The organism is Haladaptatus pallidirubidus (assembly GCF_020700235.1).
Classification (GTDB): Archaea; Halobacteriota; Halobacteria; order Halobacteriales; family Haladaptataceae; genus Haladaptatus; species Haladaptatus pallidirubidus.
The window spans coordinates 228796-247710 of record NZ_CP085303.1; the positions used below are offsets into that span (position 1 = coordinate 228796).

Below are 18915 nucleotides of genomic sequence, written 5' to 3' on the forward strand. Positions count from 1 at the left end.
AGGATGTCACACTCGCTACAAGCGATCTCTTTTCTTGATTCCAATATTGTCTTGTTATTGATCGACAAACGAGTCCACGCCGAAAGCTCCGTACTCCCAAGCGTATATGTATTCGCAGGGGTACTCTTGTCTATGAGCCAACTCGACGCGGTCATCGAGGACAACCGATTTAATTCTCTTATTTCCTGGCTGATTGTCGCAGTATTGGTGCTTGCCGCCGTGGCGAGCGTCATCAGTGGGGAGCCAATCTGGGCTGTCTTCGTGACTGGTGGTCTCATGATAATTCTCCTTCCAGTCGGCGTGCATCGTGATCCATCAGTGATGCCGCCATGGGAGATCTTAGTGTTCGCTGCACTCCCAATCACGAGTCAATTCTTTAACCTCCCAGATATATTTGCCGACCTTACGACCTACCTCGCAATCCTCGCCATCGGAGTGTTGGTCGTCGTCGAACTCCACGTCTTTTCGTCGGTTAAGATGACACCCCGCTTCGCTGTTGCGTTCATTATCTTCGTCACAATGGCGACAGCTGGCGTGTGGGCTATCCTCCAGTACGCGTCTGATGTTTACTTCAATACGACACTTATCCAGAACAAGACGACACTTATGTGGGACTTGGTCTTCGCGACCGCCATCAGTCTCGTGGCGAGCCCTTTCTTCGCGATATATTTCCGGTGGATCGAGGCTGTGGACGTCCGTGGACTCACAGCGGGTGAGGGGTTATGAGTCTGCATGATCAAGTAAGTGTTGACGATGTCTATCTCCATCTTCTCGTGCGTTTGCTGCAGGTCGCGCTTCTCGGCATTGCCCTTATTGGCCTGATCCGATTCAACTGGGGGCTTGTCATCAATGCCAGCGTGTCTCTCGGTGTGACATTCCTCCCTGGGATTCTCTCCCGGGACTATCGCGTGCCACTGAGCGCTGGGCTGACGCTATGGATCACCACAGCCGTGTTTCTCCATGCAGTGGGGGCGCTCGGCCCGTACCAGTGGTTCGGCTGGTACGATTCGGTGACCCACACTCTCTCGGCAACGATTGTGGCCGGCGCTGGCTACGCGAGTGCACAGGCACTCGCCGAACACGACGATTCACTGGAGATCCCTTCGGAGTTCATGTTCGTCTTCATTCTTGTCTTCGTCCTTGCGTTCGGCGTGCTTTGGGAGATCCTCGAATTTGCTTCCGGCGGCGTGGCGAGTCTCATTGGCGGCGAAGCTGTTCTCGCCCAGTACGGGGTGAGTGATATCGTTCTCGATCTAGCGTTCAATGCTGTCGGTGCTTTGATTGTTGCTACACTGGGAACGGACCATCTTAGAGATGTCGCGCGAGGCATAGCACGAACACTTAGCACGTGAAGTTAAGCCTCACATTGGCTTGCGGCGGTCAAGAAACAGCCACCCTCTCAGAATAAATCTGTCTGAACAATCTCGATGAATCAAGAGTCCGATAACCAGCACATCTTGGAAGAATTGATCACCCGCGAACATTCGTGTCCGGCATGTGGCCACACCGAAGATCGGGACTTGAATGCGGCAAAGAATATCCTCGATAGGGGACTCAACAAACTATCTCTTCATGCAGGGCCGAGACGGTCCGAATCAACGCCTGTGTAGACTGTGCTCCCTGCGTTCGCTCGTCATTCGGGACGGGTGGGTGCAAAGCACGTCGTAGAAGCAGAGCCCCGCGGCTTGACCGCGAGGTGCCTTCACTTTGGAGAAAACGTTATGTATACGATGTACTAAGATGTATACATGCCGTCAATCAGCGCTCGAATCTCCGACGACGACGAAGTAGAACTTGAGGCTGTCATCGAACTCCTTGACGAAGACAAGAGTACGGTTATTCGCAAAGCCCTCTCCGAAGGCCTCGCGTCACTCCGGCGACGCGTCGCCATCGAACGCTACCAGTCGGGAGACATCTCTGTCAATCAGGCTGCCCGCCTCGCTGGCGTGAGCATCGCTGAGTGGCTCGAAATCGCCCGCGAACACAATCTCACCTCACAACTCTCCCCCGATGATCTCGACGCTGACGCGGCTGCCGCTCGCGAGCTATGACCCAAGTTTTCATTGACGCGACGACGCTCATCTCTCTCGGTACCATCGGCGAACTCAATCTCCTTACCACCTTTACCGGCGACCTTGTCATCCTCCCACTCATCCAAGATGAGGTCACGACCGAACCCGTCCAGACGAATCTCACTCGCTTCATCGACGAGTACGAAGTCCGCACGTGCGACCCAGCCATTCGCGACCGAACTCACCAGGCCAAAACTGTTCTTGGAGAGTCAACTGAGAACGGCGATGTCCATCTGATCGCCGCTGTCCTGGCCTACACTGCCAATAACCGATCGATTGGTGTCGTTTCCGATGATCGCCGTGTCCGCACCACTGCTCGGGGATTGGGGGCGACGGTCACCGGAACCATTGGTGTTATTGTACGAACTGTCGATAAGGGTCTTCCCCCCGAGGACGCTCAGGAACTCGTCGATCGCGTTGACTCACATGGCCTCCACATGACTGGAAGCCTCCGTGAGAAAGCATACTCACTTATCGATGACGCCACTGATACGTCACCTGAGTAGCTATATTAAGGACTCTGCCTCAGGCCAAAGTCACCCCCCCCCGGCGTAAACGCTGGGGCTTGTGTGTGGTCGGACCAGGCCAGGGACACAATTTCTCACCGGTGTTCTCGCGTTCTACCCCTGCTACGCACACCCATGTAGGGCTTTGTAAGTAGTCTCAACTTCACGTGCCCATGAATGGCTGAAACTGGTGCTTTCAATGCACGTCCTCCGATCGAATGGGCACGCCGACGTCTTCTTCATCGTTCGTGGCACCTCACCGGAGGTGCTTCAGACCACAGCGGAGCAATTCCTCGCGTCCGGACGGGAGGCCTATGAGAACACGGACGTCGCCCCCGGCGACCTTATCGACACCCTCTTTATGAGGGGGTTTTGGAAATTCGTCGCAGACTCCAAGATGCTCGCGGTGGCGTGGACCGAACTGAACAAGTCCTATCGGAAGGAGAAGTTCGTCGAGGATTCCCAGTACATCGTCCCCGAAATCCGGGCAAGCGACCTGAGGGACAGCTACGTAGGCACCCACGCCCAACTCGTGAGCGACGACGGCCTCGTCGCCGCGAAAATATCACGGCGACCCGTCGCCACGGGTCCGTTACCGCTGATACCCCGCACAGATTTCGGGGGAACGTACATTTAATAGCCTCCACGCGCACCTTCAGTCATCAGCTGTACTCCGTGCACTATGCAGTCGACACGCGACACTATCACGATATCGACGAACCGCCTCAGTACTGCCGGGAATCAGCGGTACGGATACGACCCACACCAGTTTCGCCCTACCGACGATGACCGATGAACGTCCCCCGGACGCGGGCATCGTTACCGACCGCCGGTACGGCGATCTCCCGCTCGCGGACGCCGCGACCGCCGCCGCGATTATCGCGCCGGACGCCACCGTGCTCACCAGCGGGTTCGGGAGCGTTGGCTACCCGAAACTTGTCCCGCTCGCGCTCGCCGAAGACGACCGCGACCTCGAACTTACCCTCGTCAGTAGCGGGAATGTGGGCGAAGAAATCGATGTCGCCCTCGTTGAGTCTGGCGCTGTCGCCCGCCGATTCTCCTACCAGTCCTCCCGGGTCGCCCGCGCGATGACGAACCGCCGCGAGGTCGCGTTCAGTGACCGGAACGCCTCCGCCATCGGTGACGAGGTCCGGTACGGCGCCCTCGTCGATCCGGATGTCGCAGTCGTCGAAGCCGTCGCCGTGGGTGAGGACTGGTTCGTCCCGTCGACGTCGCTCGGGCAGGTTCCGGCGTTCGTCGCCGCCGCTGACGAACTTATCGTCGAACTGAACTATGCCCAACCCCGCGAACTGCAAGCGTTACATGACATTTACCGGCCGGACGCACCGCCGAACCGCGGCGAAATACCGCTTGACGATCCCGGCGACCGTATCGGTAAACCCTACGTCTCCTTTGATCCCAAGAAACTGATCGCTGTCGTCGAGACCGACCGCGCAGATTCGACGTACATGTTCCGCGACCCCACCAGCGACGACCTCGCTATCGCCGAAAATCTCGGCGCATTCCTCGCCGACGAGGTCGGCAGAACGCCTGTCTTCGAGGATGCCGTCCACCTCCAGTTCGGCGTTGGAAGCCTCGGCAACGCACTGATGGGCGAGTTGAAGAAACTCGACTTCGGCGGCCGGGATGTCGTCTATTTTGGCGAACTCATCCAGGACGGTCTGCTCGACATGCTCGATGCCGGCCGTCTCGAGAGCGCGAGCGCCACCTCCTTGGCCCTTACTAGCGACGGTCAAGACCGCCTGTTCGCGGATGTCGAACGGTACGCCGAGGACGTCGTCCTCCGCCCTGCCGATGTCTCCAACCATCCCGGCCTCATCGACCGTTTTGGCGTCGTTGGCGTGAACAGCGCTATCGAGTTCGACCTCTACGGAAACGTCAACTCTACGCACGTCGGCGGGAAACGCATGATTAACGGTGTCGGCGGCTCTGCAGACTTCAATCGGAATTCGCTCGTCTCCGTTTGCGCGCTCCCCGCTCGCCTCACCGGGAGGAACGTCTCACGCGTCGTTCCGATGGCGTTCCACGTCGACCACACCGAACACGATATCGACGTGTTTGTCACCGACCAAGGCGTCGCCGACGTCCGCGGGCTCTCCCCAGTCGAACGCGCCGAACGCATCGTCGAGAACTGCGCCCACCCCGATTATCGGGCGGACCTCCGTGCATACCTTGACGACGTGAAAACACAGGATAGCCACATCCCGCATGACGTAAATCGTGCGGCCGAGTGGCAGCAGTAGCGCACTACTCGCTTCTGTTTGACGCGTGGATAAAATCGGGGCGGTCGGACCGCTACGCGGTCAGGTAGAGGAACAACCAGTAGAGGTAGCCGCCGGTGAGGGCAAGCGCGGTCAAGGCCTCGAGAACGCCGGTGTACCGGTTGCCGTACGTCTGGCGGAACGCCTGGATCGCCTCGATACGTCGCCATACCGGTAGCAGTGATTCGGGAATGAGTTCGCCGAGATCACTGGCGTTCGCCGTCGGGTCGTCCTGATCGTTCGTCGCTCTTCGGTCGTCGTTTCCGCTCATTGTTTCACCTCCGTGAGGAATGGGAGTTCGAGGTCGTGGAACATCACCTTCTCGCCGACGAAGACACCGACGAACACGACGATCCCGGCGGCCTTCACGAGCCACCCCGGATACACCATCACGACTATGCCCAGCACGGTGAGCACGGTGCGTATCAGGATCCGGCGACCGGGTTTCAGTTCGAAGGGGTAGTTCAACCCGTAGATCATCGTGATCGCGCCGAGCAGGACGAGCGTCCCGACGGCGAGCGTGTGCGTGCCGAGCGTGAATGACACAAGCCCGGTGTTGTAGACAAACGCGATCGGGAGCACGAACAGGGGGGAGGCGATCTTGATCGCCGCACCGCACGTCCGCCAGAAGTTCGCCTCGGCGATCCCCGCCGCCACGACTGCCGCGGTGGCAACCGGCGGCGTGATACCCGCGAGGATCGCGGCGTAGAACACCGTGTAGTGGGCAGTGAGATTGGGGACGCCAAAGTCGGAGACGAACGTCGGGACGATGAGGATGGCGACAATGACATAGGAGGCGACCGTCGGCAGCCCGATCCCCATTAGGATGGCGACGCCCATCCCGAGCAGGACGGCGAACAGCAAGACGCCGCCGGAGATATTGATGAGCATCAACGCAATCTTCGACGGGATGCCGGTCGTCCCGAAGAGGTTGACGACGCCGCTGATGACGACGAGGATGATCGCGATCGGGGCGAGGATGATGGCGCCGCGGCGGAAGCCGTGGACGGTGGCCAACAACTGTTCGCGGAATTCGACGCCGGCGTCGGCGAGCGATCCGGTGACCGCGCGGTGGACGACTGGCATCGCGATGCCGGTAATGACCATCGCGACGACCGTGTAGAGCGCAGACGTCATCACGGTGTACTGGACGACCCCAAGCAGGTAGATGAGAAGGGCGAACGGGATGCCGAACCGAACCGCCTGGAACCACTTCTGTGACGTCGTGAGTTCGTCCTCGAAGAACGCATCGAAGTCGAGGTCCTGATCGCTGGCGTCGCTGAGCGCCGTGTAGTGGACGGCGATGGCGATAGACGCGACGAGGATGGCCGCCGGGACGAGACCCGCGACGACGATCTGGAAGTACGCGACCTGAAGGTAGGAGGCCATTACGAACGCGGACGCACCCATAACCGGCGGAAGCACCTGACCGGATGTCGACGCGACCGACTCGATTGCGGCGGCGCGGTGGCTGGCCATCCCGGAGTCTTTCATCGTCGGGATAGTGAACGACCCAGTCATCGCGGCGTTCGCAGTGTATGATCCGTTAATGGAGCCGATGACGGCAGACGAAAGCACCGCGGTCTGGGCGACGCCGGAGCGGACGTACTTTGCGGCGACGATAGCGACCCGAAGGATGAGGTCAAACGCCCCGTACGCGAACAACAGGCCTGCGTAGAGGAGGAACGGTGCGATCTTCGACGCGGTGATCTGGGTGAGGTTCCCGTAGAACCCGTACAGGTCCGTGACCGTCGCCTGCAGAAGTGTCAGCTCGCTCATGCCCGCATGCCCGAGGATGCCGGGGACGTGGTTCCCGTAAATGGCGTACAGCAGCACGCCGATAACGAGGAAGAAAAAGAGGTTCCCGAACTCCCGCCACGTCAAGTACAGCAGGGCGACGATGATGAGGCGGGCGAGCATGTACTCGTGTTCGAGTGCGAACCCCTGTCGGAAGAGGTACACTTGATCGAAGTTCAGCGCGAAGTACGCGGACGCAGAGATGAGGATAAGTGACGCGGGTATCAGCACCGCGCCGTCGATCCAGTCGCCTTCCGCCAGCGCCAGCCGCGTCTCGTTGAGGGCGTAGACGGTCATGATACCGCCGACGAAGACAACGCCGTATTTGACCGTCGACCAGTCCTGCGTGTTCGCGAACCAAAGGACAAACGCCCAAAAGGCGAGGGCAATGGTCGTGACCAGCACGTCAAGTCCGCGGAGCAGTCCAGAGTCGGTCGCGTTCTGTTCTGTCTGTGTGCTCATGATACCATGGTAATATGTGGTGTGTAGTTAGGAGACAATGCGCGTCGTCTGAGGACTTACTTGCCCTCCTTGAGGCTGTCATCCCAGGCGTCGTTCTCCTTGTAGTACTTGACCGCGCCGGGGTGGACAGGGATGCGTTTGCGTGCGGAGGCGAGCATGTCGCTCGTGGATTTGAAGTCGTTGAACTGCTCTTCACCCTCGTTCACGACGCCGTTGTGTTTGTCGACGACGCGACAGAGTTCATACACGGCGTCCGCGTTCGCACTCGGGTTGAACGTATAGTTGACTTCAAGGTTCCAGTGGAATACCTCGTCGGTGCCGATATCGGTGTCCATGCTCCAATCGCTGTACTTTGTGGTGCCGGTTCCGGCACCAGAGTAGGATTCGGCGGATTTTTTGAGCGCCTTCGTGGGTTCGACGTAGTGGACATCGACGCGGGAGGCGATCTCGCGGACGAATCCGGTGTAGCGGACACCGGGGGTGCCATAGGCGATAGTGGCGTCAATGCTGCCCTCCTCCATCGCACCGGGCGCGGAGTCGACACCCATGTTCTGGATGTTCATCTTGTCGTAGACGCCCTTTGTCGGCTTCTGTGACCAAACATCGAGCGTCGTCGCGCGGGTTGAGTAACCGGGTTCCGCGGGGTAGACGTTCTTCCCGGCGAGGTCGTCGAATGTTTTGATGCCCGTGCCGTTGCGGGCGATGATGTAGATGCTGTACGGGAATGCGTAGAATCCGTAGTAGGGGACCCTGTCGACGCTCTGCTTGGAGAATTGGCCGCGGTCATCGAGCGCTTTCGTCAGGGAGTTATTGTCGGTGATACCGGCGTTGAACTGGTCTTGCGCCATCCGGTAGATTGTACCGATATAGCCCGGGCTCTCGACCGTCGAGTAGTTGAGTTTGTCGCTCTTCTGGCTGACAGCGCGTTCGACCGCGAGGCCGACGTCCTTGGTGCCGCCCGCGGACGTTCCCACGCGGAGGGACATATTGGAGTTCCCGCCACCGCCGTCTCCACCGCCTCCATCTCCACCGTTGTTGCTGCCGCCACTACTACAGCCAGCGAGGCCAACTACGCCAGCAGTCGCTGCGCCGTACAGGAATGTACGTCGTCGAATGTCGTTTCCTGACATGAACATCCGTTTGTTGCGTGCCACCCTATAACAACCTATCTGTTTTCCCCTATAGGATTATTAAAAATTTGCAATATATCTCCGACACATTCCTGCAAAAAGTACACTATTTTCAAGTATTTATTATATTCGTGATCGTTTGACATCCTCCCCGCGCTAAAGCGCGAGAATTCCTCCGTTGGGGTTCGGCTACCGACCCACGGTGGCAACTTGCGGGTTCGTGCGCACTTCTTTAGGACGTTCGTGAGGGTGTGATTTCCCCGACCAGTCGTGGTCGCCCCACTCGAATCGCACGGGCCGTGCCATCGGCCTGAGTTCGCAACCACTGTTTTCTCGAAGGAACGTCTCTGACGCCGTGAGGTCGGCGTGCCCCTCGAAACCATATGGACACGTCAGCGTATCTCCGTGGCGAATCGTCTCCTCATGGTCGCCACACTCGGGACACGTCTGACTCGTCCACGCTTCCGACCCGGCTTCGAGAGAGATACCGTACTCCTCACAGACACACGCGAGACGGCGGCTGAACTTCTTGAACGCCCAGAAGTTGTGCGTCTTCTCGTTCACCCTGACCGACCAGTGCGACTCCAGAACGTCGGTCAAATCGCCCACGTACACCGTCGCCACGCCTTCGTCGTACAGCCATTCAACGAGGTCGCGCACCAGCACGTTCTGTGCGTGGTCACGGCGCTTCATCCGCTGTCGGTACAGCCGTCGAATCTGTTTCGAGGAGTAGCGCCCCTCTCGGAGTTTCGACTGTAGGCGGGCGATTTTATCGGTCGTTTTGCGGAACCGTCCGAACAACTCCCGTCCGTCGTAGAGGTACTGGGAACCAGTAGTCGTGGAACACGCGACGAGGTTGTTCACGCCAACGTCGAGGGCGACTTCTTCCCCGCCCTGAAGGGCGAGGCTTTCGCCTCGAATTTCCCGTCATAACATCCCCGACAACGAGGAACGTGCCGTAACTTTTCACCCCCGTGAGAAACCGAGGGTTCCGCTGGAAAACGTCCTCCACAGTTAAGTTGATAATCGGGAGAAACCCCGCGATGACGCTGTCTGCCTCCGCTTCGCTTACGTTGTTACACGTGCGCCCTATGACGATCGCGAGCTCGGCCTCCGCGGTGACCCGGTCGCTCTGCTCCCGCGGCGGCAGTCGGATAGGACCACCCGCACGGTCAGTACCGAATTGGATTTCATGAAGTTGCCAGCTCCTCGGGACGTTCTTCGTCTAAATCGCCCGCATGCTTTTCGTAGTTCACCCCGATTCCCTAGAGTTTCCCGAACGACGCGAGGGGCAGGCCGATCGAGATATTCTCGGCGGGAACTGGCTCCGCGGTCACAACCCCGACGTCGCGGAGCTCCCCTTGAGCCGCCATCGGGAATGCCTCTCGGATGCTGTCAAGCGGGACGAACCCACCGTCGTCCCCAAGTAGGGGGTTGCCGGTGTCAGTGCGTGCGAGGTACTTTATTCATCCTCTCGGTCCGTCCAGAAGTCGAACGACCGACCCGGTGCGAATACGTCGAGGCCGATCGCGAGTTCGTCGCCCGTGTTCTCGACGCGATGTGGTTCGTCCGACTCGAGAAGTACGGAGTCATACTGCCCGAGCGTTACCGAGTCGTCCTTGGTCGCAACCGTCAACTCACCCTGCAGGCAGATGCAGACTTGCTCGTTCTCGTGGTCGTGCATCGGCGACGAGTGGCCAGACGGCTTCTCGAACCACTCGAAACTGAACTGGTCACTCCCCGCCATCGAGACGCGCCGCCACCCGTCGTCAGGTTCGTATGACTCCGTATCGTGGAAGTTGACGGGTTTCATAGGTTCGCCCCAGTAGAGCCGCCGTCAATGGGAATGGCAGTGCCGTTGATGAAACCGGACTGCGGCGAGGAAAGGAACGCGACCGTGTTCGCGAGTTCCATCGGGTCGCCGATGCGTCCGAGCGGGTTACCCGCCCAGTCGTCGAGGCCTTCTTCATAGGTGTCGTAGTCTCCGCGGTCGACGGCGGCGTTCACGAGATTCTCGATGCGTTCGGTCTCGTGGGGTCCGGGGAGCACGGCATTCGCGCGTACCTCGGGTGCGAACTCCTTCGACAGTGTTTTTTCTAGGCCGATGACGGACATCCGGACGGAATTCGACAACACGAGGTTGTCGAGTGCCTCCTTCACGCTCCTGGACGTGATGTTGACGATAGTGCCGTGGTCGCTCTCACGCAAGTGAGGGTGGGCCTCGCGGGCGAGACGGACGACGCTCATCACGAGCAGATCGTACGCCGCGTACCAGTCTTCATCGTCGGTGTCGAGGAACGAGCCAGACGGGGGACCGCCCGCACTCGTCACGAGGTGGTCGAGACCGCCGAACTCGTCTATGGTCGTCCGGACGAGCTCTTTCATGTCGTCCTCGTCGGTAAGGTCGCCGGGTTGTGCGACGACGTCGCCGGCGGCAACTGCCTCGATTTCAGCTTTCGTCGCGTCGAGTTTCTCGGGGTCGCGGGCGTTGATGACGACATCGACGCCTTCGCGGGCGAGTGCTTTCGCGGAAGCTTTTCCGAGACCACTAGACGACGCCGTGACGAGCGCCGTATTACCATTTATCTGTAAATCCATGACTAATTCACGAGTAGAGGCGAGTGAAAACGTTTTCGTAGAGGCAATTCCCTCACGATTTCGGTCACCAGACGTCGAACGACAGGTCGCCGGCGGGAAAGGTGAAGACACCGCACTCTACGACCTCCGCGCCCGCTGCGAGGTCATCCACCACCGCCTCCGAAACGTACAGTTCCGCGAGGTTCTGCGTATTCTCGATGCGGACGATGACCGGGTCGAACCCGGCGCCGTTGAGGAACTCGACGGCGCCGCGGTCGCGATGTCGTCGATTGCGTAGATGTCGGACTTCCGAGGCCAACCGCGACGGTCACCCCGCGGTCGAGCCCTGAGAGGCCGACCAGTTCGTCTTGTGTCGCTGCCGCCACGTCGGTAACGGTCTCCGTTTCGGGGTCGGCGCGGACGCGGGCGAATGAGGGAAGTGACACCGAGTTGAGGAGGCGTTCGATGTCCATGCGGTCGGGAAATTCCGTGTGTATCGCAATCGCTCCGACAATCCATAACCCGCGCCTCCGGAAAGGGTTGCCCATACATGGTCATTTTTGATAGTAGACATCAGTGCTCCAGCATGGAAGTCGCCGACGTGGAATCGTACCCGATTGAAATACTTCTCGACTCACCGGTGTCGTTTTCCAACCGGACGCTCACCTACCGAGACCACACCCTCACGCACGTCCGTACGACGATCGGCCGCGAGGATGTCATGAAAATCGCGTACTTCGCCGCCCACGATGTTTCCTTCCACGAAAACGCCTTCCACGAGTTCAACGCATGAGAGATTTCTCCAACCACGCGACCAACCGCGGCGAAGGCCGCGACGTACAGATCACTGACATCACGACCGCCGTCGTTGAAGGCAACTTCGAGTGGAACCTCATCAAGGTCGAGACGGACGCTGACGTCACCGGCATCGGCGAGTCCTACCGAGGCGGTGGCATCCCCGACCTCGTCGAGTACACCAAACGCTTCCTCATCGGAGAGAACCCCCTCGACGTCGAACGTCTCGTCCGTTACATCTTCCAGGAGATGAGCGGACACGGCGGCACCACCGGGAAGGTCGTCACCGCCGCCTCCGGCATCGAGGTCGCGCTCTGGGACGTCGTCGGGAAGCTCCTCGATCTTCCTGTCTACCAGCTCCTCGGGTCGAAGTACCGCGATGAGGTTCGCATCTACTGTGACTGCCACGCCGGCGAAGCGTACGCCGTTGAGGACGGCGCGACCGCCTACGCCGAAACCGACGCGTACTCGCCGGAGGCGTACGCCAACGAAGCCCGCCGCGTCGTCGACATGGGATTCAACGCGCTAAAGTTCGACCTTGACCTCCTGAAGGACAACGACCCCGACCCCTACAACGGCCGCCTTACTAACGCCGCCATCCGGGAAAAACGTGAGATCGTCGAGGCCGTCCGCAAGGAGATTGGCTACGACATCGACCTCGCGTTCGACTGTCATTGGGATTACTCGGTCGAGAGCGCGAAACGTCTCACGTACGAACTCGAAGAGTACGACCTCATGTGGCTTGAAGACCTCGTCCCTCCGGAGAACATGGACGCCCAGATCGAAGTGACCCGTGCCACCCGTACCCCGGTTGCGACCGGTGAGAACCGCTTTCGCGTGTTCGAACTCACTGACCTCATCTACGAACACGGCGTGGACGTCATCACCCCTGACCCGACGACAGTCGGCGGGCTCGCGGAGACAATGCGGGTCGCGGACCGTGCGGAGGAAAACTATATTCCGATGTCCCCGCACAACGTCTGTAGCCCCGTCGGGACGATGGCGTGCGTCCACTTAGGTGCTGCCGTCCCAAACTTCGATGTTCTGGAATACCACGCCCTGGAGGTGGAGTGGTGGGACGACCTCCTCGTCCGCGACGAGCCCCTCATCCAGGATGGCTATATCGAGGTCCCAGAAGCCCCCGGCCTCGGCATCGAACTCGACGAGAATGCCATCGAAGACCATCTTCTCGACGGCACCACAGGGTTCTAACCTCCGATACTACTCGCCCTCCTCGGACGACATCGTTTCCGATTCTTCGAAGAGGTCGTAGAGCACGTTCTTGTCTTCGAACTGGTTGACTTCGTCCAGGATGGTGACAAACTACGGACCGTCGTACCTCTGAAGCCGGTCGAGCAGGAATCGTTGCGATAGATATTACCGAGGCCAATCCATTCACTGGTGATCGTTCCGGTCACGAAGACGAAATCATCGGGACGAAAGAAGCAAGCGACGAATACGCCTACCAGTGGGTGACGGTCCAGCTGGTCGGGAACGCGGCCCCATTAGTACTGGATGCACGCCCGGTACAGAAAGGCGAAAGCCGCTTGGAAATCGTCGAAGATCTCCTAGACTCTGCAGAGAAACTCATCTTCGTCGATAACGTGCTGATGGACCGTGAGCTCGACAGCCAGCACGTTCTCGAAGCCATCAATCAGCGCGGACATACCTATGTCGTCCCAAAGCGGATGAAGACCAGAGAGAAAGCACAAGCGAACGGCTCTCCCAGCGGGATCAGAACCGGTATGTGACCGACCGGAACCTCCATCTCGGCAGCAACGAGTGGCACAATACAACACTGATCTATCGCCGGAAAGATGATACCGAGTACACCGTTCACCGTCAGTACTCGGTGTTCATGTCGAACGGTGGTGAGAGGTTTCTCAGCAAGTACGGCTCCCGCTGGGAGATTGAAAGTGGCTACAAGTCCATCAAACGGTTCATGGGTGCGACCACCTCAAAGAACTTCGTGCTGCGGTTCTTCTACTTCGCGTTTGCGTGTCTGTTGTACTCGATCTGGCGTGCAGTCGATCTTCTTGTGCAGGTCGGAGTGATGGGTGAGTACGACCGATCACCGATTGTGACAGCATACGGTCCTAACGCTGCTGAAGCAAACTGGAATCGGCTAGAACTGATTTCAAGGCGATGAACGCTAAGTGATCAGCGGCAGGTGCTGATTCGGCTAGTCAGTAATTCGGTGAAAGATTAGAGAAGTGATCAGAAACGGCTTCTGGGATTCAGTTTGAAGAGTGTGTAGAAGGGTGAATTGGCTAAAATCGTGCATTCTTGGGTCTCTATACCTACTGTAGTCTCATCTTCTGCAATATCAAATTTGATATAGCGATATATGATTTGTGAATATTCGAATGGCTGTTATCTCCCGAGATAGGGCTTGAAACACGGATTTACACTGAACGTGGTAGTCTGTGTTCTACTTCTCCATTTTCTTCTAAGCGGAAGTGGCCAACCCCCGGTACCCTCAAAGCAATCTGTGCGGAGTTCGTAGTGCAAAAATCTCAGTCGATGGGTTAGTACACCTTTTTGGAGGTTACGATACGTCTCTTAGCCCGTACTCCACTGGGTCGATCTCCTCGACAGCGGGGACGTGGCGCAATAGGGGATGGGCAATCCAGTATAGCGTCACGAAGAGGAAGCCAGCACCTGTCACGGCTACGACAAGGGTACTCCCAAACGCATCGCCTGCGATTCCACCAAGCAACGAACCGATTGGCATCGCCGCTGCCGAGGCGCTGATACTGACCGAGGTCACACGTCCCACCAGCTCTTCTGGAACGTACGTCTGGATCAGTGTCATGAAGATAGTATTCGTGACGCCGATGGGAATCCATGCAAGACAAAACAGGGCGACCGTCATGGGGAGCCATTGAGCGTAGACCGCTGCAAGCCACCCGAGACCTCCAAAACCAAACCCAAGAATAGTCAATCGACTCAACGAAACTCGTTTCATTAACGGGGCACCGCACGCCGAAATCGACTCTCAAAAGGATCAGTCTTCTACTAACAATACTAATAACGAGGCTAGAGAGACAAGCGGTCCATCTCCATCGGAGCTCACATTTGACTGGCGGTCAGCTCCCACTACAACGTTTCGCGATGTCGGGAGAATGGACACCCTCAAATGCAATATTATGCGATCGGTTCTTCGCCCGCTCTCTTACACCGATGCCGCTACGAGCGGTTCAACGTCTCGCCACCAAATGGCATCCTCCTACATGGCCCTCCTGGCACGGGGAAAACGCATTTCGCTCGGGCGATTGCTGGCGAACTCGGCCATCCATACCTTGAGCTGAGCGCTGGTGATATCAAAAGCCGATGGGTGAACGTGTCCACCGAGCAAGTCAATCAGTTATTCAACGAGGCCGAGCAATTCGAGCGGTGTGTGATCTTCGTCGACGAGATCGATGCCCTCCTTGCTGGTCGTGGGAACGATCTTCACCGTGAGCATGCTCAAGTCGTCAACGAGTTTCTGGCACACTTGGACGATGAAGATCCGAGTTTTCTGCTCATTGCGGCGACGAATCGTGCGGACTTACTTAATGAAGCCGCGACTCGTTGTGGTCGCTTTGATCAGCAGTACGAGGTAGGTCTGCCCGACAAAGAGGCACGGAAGCTGATTTTCCGTGTGCGACTCCGTGAGCTCCCATCGAATCTCGATGAGGACGATTATGAGATGCTTGCTGAGCAAACCGCAGATCGCAGTACAGCGGACATCGTTGGAATGGTCGATGATGCTGCAATGCGGGCTGCAGAACGTGACGCCCAGACGATTACGAAAGATGATCTTCTTGATTATGGCGTAACGAACGGCGATACCTGACGTATTGTAGCAGTGAAGATCGGTTGGCTCAGTATAGACAGAGCTTGAGCCATGTGCTGAAGTGTGAACTCTCATTATATCCTGAATTCTCTGATATTTACTGCATTTTCAGTGCTTTCACTACAAACACTCTTAACGATGGGTTCACTACCTACACACAGCGATGTCCATCGACCGAAAAACGTTCGAGAATACGAGCGAGGACGAACTTGAGGAGCTCTCAGTTCCGGATCAGGTACTCGGATTCCTCGCGGTTCACGATGACCGCGCGTTCAAGGCACGCGAAATCGCCTCTCAGGTTGAACTCGACGAAGGAGCAGTCAGTACAGCCCTTTCGCGATTGAAGCATCGTGCTCTCGTTGAGCACAAGGCGACGTACTGGGCGGTGACCGACGATCAAGACCGACTCGAAGGGTACGGCGGCTACGAGCGGGCGACCGCGCTCTTCAACGAGCAATTCGGCGAAGAGAACAAGAGCGCGTGGCGTGAGCATGCGCCCGATGAACCGCATCCAAGCGTTGAGGACGAACAGTGACCGAACACAAGGACATCCCAATCTTTGAGCGAGGCGATGTCGTCTATGGCGACGATCCATTCAAGGGCGAAGAAACGTCTCGACCCTGGATAATCCTCTCGAATCACGAGGGTCGTCCGTTCCATGGCAAGCAATATATCGCGCTAACATTATCATCGAAATCGTGGATGGACGGCCTTATCGATATTCCTGAGGAGAGCTGGATTCGTGGGGGGACACCGGACGAAAGCCGAATAGTCCCATGGGGAATCCAATCGATCGACAGAGAAGACATCGACTTTTGGCAAGGCCGTCTCGAGAGTAAGATTGTTGACCAAGCAGTGACTGCTCTCGTCAATGAACTCCAGCAATAGGACTTTTCTCTAGCGAGGTGAATAACCAGTAGATTGCAGCGCAGCGGAAATCGCGCTCACCGCGTTCATGTCGATGTGATTGGTCTCGGTGCGGTCAGGATGTGTCGTAGACCGTCGCGAGTCGCTCTTCAACCTCGGAGACGGTTCGCAAGAGTTGCGATGGGAGGTCCTCCCTGAACACGTTCCCTTTCATGCGGTACGTCGGGCCGCCGATCCCGATTGCCCCACGGACACTGCCGATCGGGTCCGTCACGACCGTAGCGATGGCACGAAGCTCCTCTTGGTACTCCTCGTCATTGATCGCGTACCCCGCTCGCGGACAGCCTCAAGCGACTCCAGCAACCGCTCTCGCGACGTGATCGTCTCGTCCGTGAGCGCTGGGAGGCCGGTCGCGTCGACGATCTCGAGCACTCGCTGCCGCGTTCGTCTCGCCGTCCGAACAACGGTTGATTGATAATGACATACGTAGTGCTGTGCCCTTCGGAGAATTAAATAGATTACCGTTGGATTCATCTCTAAATATAAGGAATTTATTATCATTCTCAACTCGGCAACGCAAGTTCCGAAATGTTCGAACACGCCCACCACTGATTGGCACGTAATCGCATTACAGTGCCCGATTATGCCATCAATATATTAGCTCTCTATCGTTCACATATTGTGAACTCTTATAAGATCCCTTCTGAACCCTGAATCCGAAAATATCAGTTCCAACTCAGCTTTTGAGACGTTTCTAAATCCTGCTGATTAGCACCCCCAACGCTACGTTCACGATGTGTGAACTGCTGACTTTTCCTTGCGGATTTCCCAGGACCAAGTCCGTGCTAGCACTATCGCGAAGATTGTGAACGTGACTCCGAGTGAGCGTGGGAGAGAGCGTTTGATGGGGGAGTGACCAATAAGTCCGCTTTCGTCCGAAATTTTTAGAGTTGAAGACGTTACAGCTTCCAGATCACACGGATTCATCGGTTGGACAGGAGAGAACATGCAGCCAGAAACTCATATGGGAGATGGGTTTACAAACGTCTAGCTCGATGGAAACAAAGCATGACAGCAACGACTCGCAATCGGCCAGAATTTGACACAGTACAGCTCACAATTGAACCAAAGGAAGCTCAAGAACTCATTGAGCAGTCGTTGAAGGGATTGCAGTCGTCAGTCACCGAGGACGGCATCCTCTTGCGCTCGTCTGATGGGATGTTGGTCGCGATTCTTCATGACGGCTCACCAACTGATGAGCAGCGCCGAACAGAACTTGCGTATCGTGTTGCACCGCCGTCCGAACTCGCAACACGAAGAGGAAAGAAGATATTTGAGACTCTCGAGTCACACCGTGTCTGATGCCGGGTTAGCGCCGGTAATTCGAGGTAGCCAGCTCTGTTGAGTTCTTCTATCAGTGCCAGTTTTTCGCTAGAATGATGAATACATAGTGTATATGCAGTAGGGAGTTTTCTCGGTGTTCGAAGTCGTATGCGGGTTGGTAACATCTATTACTATTGCTGAGATGTCCACAGAAACAGATAGCTCACGAAAGGGTTACGCGCTCTTCCTGGAGGAGATTACAGACTGGGAGAGCTACCTGAACGACTATCTCCCGGTCGCGGCCGAAACGATTGAGAATCACGACGGAGAGGTGATCGTTGGCCATCCTGATCCCGAGGTCATCGAGGGAGAGTGGGAGCACGGCATGAGCGTCGTCATTGAGTTCCCCTCGGTTGCGGATGCTCAAGCATGGTACGATGATCCCGCGTACCAAGAAGTCAAACTGATTCGTGTCGAGGCATGCGAGTATGCTCATGCGGTAATCTGCCCGTCGTTCTCCCCAGAGGATTTACCAGGTTAATCGACCGTATCGCTTAAACAGCGCCCCGCCTATCCTCGTTTGTGTATCAGTGGTTGTTCCTGCCATAAAATACTGATCATGACTCGAATTGAGACCACTGATGAAGGATCGCCCGTCTCCCCGTCGGCTGCTGAATACGTTCTTTCAGAGCTCAGTCGATCGCGACATGGTCGAAACCCTCGTGGAAATCGTGTATCGAGACATGCCCGGTCCCCAAGGTCGATGCCTTCTCGCGTAACCGCTGAGCAAGGTCCTCACCAGGGTCTCCATAAACGTCAATTGCCTCAAGTTCGATGAATTCACCAATGGGGGGAAATTTGGGCCCGGCAATATCCATGTGATATTCCAGCGTCGCCGGATCGGCGTGCATGTGGACGACGGTCATTCGATCCCAGTCGTTGTTGAAGTAGACATTGTATGACAGGATATCTGGCTCGTTGAATTCGACGAATTCGACCAGCTCCGCCATGGCCGATTTGAGATCGTCCAGTTTCCCGTCGTGCACTACTGATTGGTCGACGTAGAGGATGAAATCAGTCATGTTGCCACCTCTGGCGGAATTGGAGCCGTGGATCGATGCATGTCACGTATGATCACCGATCAGACCTCGTCGGCCTACCTAATAATCCCACCTGCTCCCAGTGATCCGTGTGAACGCGGTGAACCGCCTCGGGGTCAAGCCCCGAGGCACTCGGCCTGCTCCGCCTGTAGATGCCAGCCGTCCC

General features: G+C 57.3%; 22 protein-coding genes and 5 pseudogenes. 16 read left to right on the plus strand and 11 right to left on the minus strand.

Features of this window, described 5'->3' with window-relative positions; genetic code table 11:
• Positions 1-132 precede the first annotated feature (132 nt).
• The 7 genes and pseudogenes from LIX15_RS24785 to LIX15_RS24815 all read left to right on the plus strand — a co-directional run bounded on the left by LIX15_RS24785 (position 133) and on the right by LIX15_RS24815 (position 4842).
• Complete coding sequence (locus LIX15_RS24785; protein WP_227777584.1) at positions 133-726, plus strand: hypothetical protein; 594 nt, start codon at positions 133-135, stop codon at positions 724-726.
• Positions 723-1352: a DUF2238 domain-containing protein gene (locus LIX15_RS24790; protein WP_227777585.1), complete on the plus strand. Its 630-nt coding sequence runs from the start codon at positions 723-725 to the stop codon at positions 1350-1352. Before LIX15_RS24785 ends, LIX15_RS24790 begins: the two co-directional genes overlap by 4 nt.
• 123 nt (positions 1353-1475) lie before the next feature.
• Positions 1476-1739, plus strand: a pseudogene (locus LIX15_RS33795) (zinc ribbon domain-containing protein); the annotation flags it as partial.
• Positions 1740-1748: 9 nt separating this feature from the next.
• Positions 1749-2051, plus strand: a complete 303-nt coding sequence (locus LIX15_RS24800; protein ID WP_227777586.1) for a UPF0175 family protein — start codon at positions 1749-1751, stop codon at positions 2049-2051.
• The gene (locus LIX15_RS24805; RefSeq protein ID WP_227777587.1) at positions 2048-2578 is read left to right on the plus strand and encodes a PIN domain-containing protein; all 531 of its coding nucleotides are present in this window, start codon (positions 2048-2050) and stop codon (positions 2576-2578) included. The genes LIX15_RS24800 and LIX15_RS24805 overlap by 4 nt, the downstream gene beginning before the upstream one ends.
• A 199-nt stretch (positions 2579-2777) precedes the next feature.
• Positions 2778-3215: an FAD dependent oxidoreductase family protein gene (locus LIX15_RS24810; protein ID WP_227777588.1), complete on the plus strand. Its 438-nt coding sequence runs from the start codon at positions 2778-2780 to the stop codon at positions 3213-3215.
• A 148-nt stretch (positions 3216-3363) separates the two neighbouring features.
• Positions 3364-4842, plus strand: a complete 1479-nt coding sequence (locus tag LIX15_RS24815) for an acetyl-CoA hydrolase/transferase C-terminal domain-containing protein (RefSeq protein ID WP_227777589.1) — start codon at positions 3364-3366, stop codon at positions 4840-4842.
• A 52-nt stretch (positions 4843-4894) separates the two neighbouring features.
• Here LIX15_RS24815 and LIX15_RS24820 read toward each other — a convergent pair whose 3' ends face one another.
• The 7 genes and pseudogenes from LIX15_RS24820 to LIX15_RS24855 form a co-directional block, all read right to left on the minus strand.
• Positions 4895-5131, minus strand: a complete 237-nt coding sequence (locus tag LIX15_RS24820) for a hypothetical protein (RefSeq protein ID WP_227777590.1) — start codon at positions 5129-5131, stop codon at positions 4895-4897.
• Positions 5128-7119, minus strand: coding sequence for a TRAP transporter permease (locus tag LIX15_RS24825; RefSeq protein ID WP_227777591.1), 1992 nt, complete (start codon positions 7117-7119; stop codon positions 5128-5130). The genes LIX15_RS24820 and LIX15_RS24825 overlap by 4 nt, the downstream gene beginning before the upstream one ends.
• A gap of 56 nt (positions 7120-7175) precedes the next feature.
• The gene (locus LIX15_RS24830; protein WP_227777592.1) at positions 7176-8249 is read right to left on the minus strand and encodes a TAXI family TRAP transporter solute-binding subunit; all 1074 of its coding nucleotides are present in this window, start codon (positions 8247-8249) and stop codon (positions 7176-7178) included.
• Between the two features lie 189 nt (positions 8250-8438).
• Positions 8439-9137: pseudogene (locus LIX15_RS24835) on the minus strand (RNA-guided endonuclease InsQ/TnpB family protein); the annotation flags it as partial.
• Positions 9138-9186: 49 nt separating this feature from the next.
• Positions 9187-9715: pseudogene (locus tag LIX15_RS33800) on the minus strand (fumarylacetoacetate hydrolase family protein); the annotation flags it as partial.
• Positions 9712-10062 (minus strand): cupin domain-containing protein, encoded by a 351-nt coding sequence (locus tag LIX15_RS24850; RefSeq protein WP_227777594.1) that lies wholly within the window; start codon positions 10060-10062, stop codon positions 9712-9714. The gene LIX15_RS24850 and the pseudogene LIX15_RS33800, both read right to left, overlap by 4 nt.
• Complete coding sequence (locus LIX15_RS24855) at positions 10059-10847, minus strand: SDR family oxidoreductase (RefSeq protein WP_227777595.1); 789 nt, start codon at positions 10845-10847, stop codon at positions 10059-10061. Before LIX15_RS24855 ends, LIX15_RS24850 begins: the two co-directional genes overlap by 4 nt.
• On the opposite strand from LIX15_RS24855, the gene LIX15_RS24860 reads away from it, so the two are divergent.
• The 4 genes and pseudogenes from LIX15_RS24860 to LIX15_RS24880 all read left to right on the plus strand — a co-directional run.
• On the plus strand, positions 10846-11124 hold the full coding sequence (locus tag LIX15_RS24860) for a hypothetical protein (protein WP_227777596.1): 279 nt from the start codon (positions 10846-10848) through the stop codon (positions 11122-11124). The genes LIX15_RS24855 and LIX15_RS24860 overlap by 2 nt on opposite strands.
• 288 nt (positions 11125-11412) lie before the next feature.
• Positions 11413-11547: pseudogene (locus LIX15_RS24865) on the plus strand (mandelate racemase/muconate lactonizing enzyme family protein); the annotation flags it as partial.
• 68 nt (positions 11548-11615) lie between these two features.
• Positions 11616-12833, plus strand: coding sequence for a mandelate racemase/muconate lactonizing enzyme family protein (locus LIX15_RS24870; RefSeq protein ID WP_227777597.1), 1218 nt, complete (start codon positions 11616-11618; stop codon positions 12831-12833).
• A 125-nt stretch (positions 12834-12958) separates the two neighbouring features.
• Positions 12959-13750, plus strand: a pseudogene (locus LIX15_RS24880) (transposase); the annotation flags it as partial.
• Positions 13751-14169: 419 nt separating this feature from the next.
• Here LIX15_RS24880 and LIX15_RS24885 read toward each other — a convergent pair.
• Positions 14170-14589: an MFS transporter gene (locus LIX15_RS24885; RefSeq protein ID WP_345410967.1), complete on the minus strand. Its 420-nt coding sequence runs from the start codon at positions 14587-14589 to the stop codon at positions 14170-14172.
• A gap of 171 nt (positions 14590-14760) precedes the next feature.
• Here LIX15_RS24885 and LIX15_RS24890 point away from each other — a divergent pair, with 171 nt between their 5' ends.
• The 3 genes from LIX15_RS24890 (at position 14761) to LIX15_RS24900 (ending at position 16347) form a co-directional block, all read left to right on the plus strand.
• The gene (locus tag LIX15_RS24890) at positions 14761-15459 is read left to right on the plus strand and encodes an ATP-binding protein (protein WP_227777599.1); all 699 of its coding nucleotides are present in this window, start codon (positions 14761-14763) and stop codon (positions 15457-15459) included.
• A 163-nt stretch (positions 15460-15622) separates the two neighbouring features.
• On the plus strand, positions 15623-15994 hold the full coding sequence (locus LIX15_RS24895) for a MarR family transcriptional regulator (RefSeq protein WP_227777600.1): 372 nt from the start codon (positions 15623-15625) through the stop codon (positions 15992-15994).
• The gene (locus tag LIX15_RS24900) at positions 15991-16347 is read left to right on the plus strand and encodes a type II toxin-antitoxin system PemK/MazF family toxin (RefSeq protein ID WP_227777601.1); all 357 of its coding nucleotides are present in this window, start codon (positions 15991-15993) and stop codon (positions 16345-16347) included. Before LIX15_RS24895 ends, LIX15_RS24900 begins: the two co-directional genes overlap by 4 nt.
• A 94-nt stretch (positions 16348-16441) precedes the next feature.
• On the opposite strand, the gene LIX15_RS32985 is transcribed toward LIX15_RS24900, so the two are convergent.
• Positions 16442-16648 (minus strand): IclR family transcriptional regulator domain-containing protein, encoded by a 207-nt coding sequence (locus LIX15_RS32985; protein WP_497007444.1) that lies wholly within the window; start codon positions 16646-16648, stop codon positions 16442-16444.
• A complete protein-coding gene (locus tag LIX15_RS33410; protein WP_345410963.1) occupies positions 16597-16758 on the minus strand; it encodes a hypothetical protein in 162 nt (53 codons plus the stop codon). Before LIX15_RS33410 ends, LIX15_RS32985 begins: the two co-directional genes overlap by 52 nt.
• A gap of 636 nt (positions 16759-17394) precedes the next feature.
• On the opposite strand from LIX15_RS33410, the gene LIX15_RS24910 reads away from it, so the two are divergent.
• Together LIX15_RS24910 and LIX15_RS24915 are read left to right on the plus strand one after the other, a co-directional pair.
• The gene (locus LIX15_RS24910) at positions 17395-17688 is read left to right on the plus strand and encodes a hypothetical protein (RefSeq protein WP_227777602.1); all 294 of its coding nucleotides are present in this window, start codon (positions 17395-17397) and stop codon (positions 17686-17688) included.
• A gap of 163 nt (positions 17689-17851) precedes the next feature.
• The gene (locus LIX15_RS24915) at positions 17852-18190 is read left to right on the plus strand and encodes a DUF1330 domain-containing protein (RefSeq protein ID WP_227777603.1); all 339 of its coding nucleotides are present in this window, start codon (positions 17852-17854) and stop codon (positions 18188-18190) included.
• Between the two features lie 151 nt (positions 18191-18341).
• Here the strand turns inward: LIX15_RS24915 and LIX15_RS24920 are convergent, their stop codons facing one another.
• Positions 18342-18731 (minus strand): hypothetical protein, encoded by a 390-nt coding sequence (locus LIX15_RS24920; RefSeq protein ID WP_227777604.1) that lies wholly within the window; start codon positions 18729-18731, stop codon positions 18342-18344.
• Positions 18732-18915 lie beyond the last annotated feature (184 nt).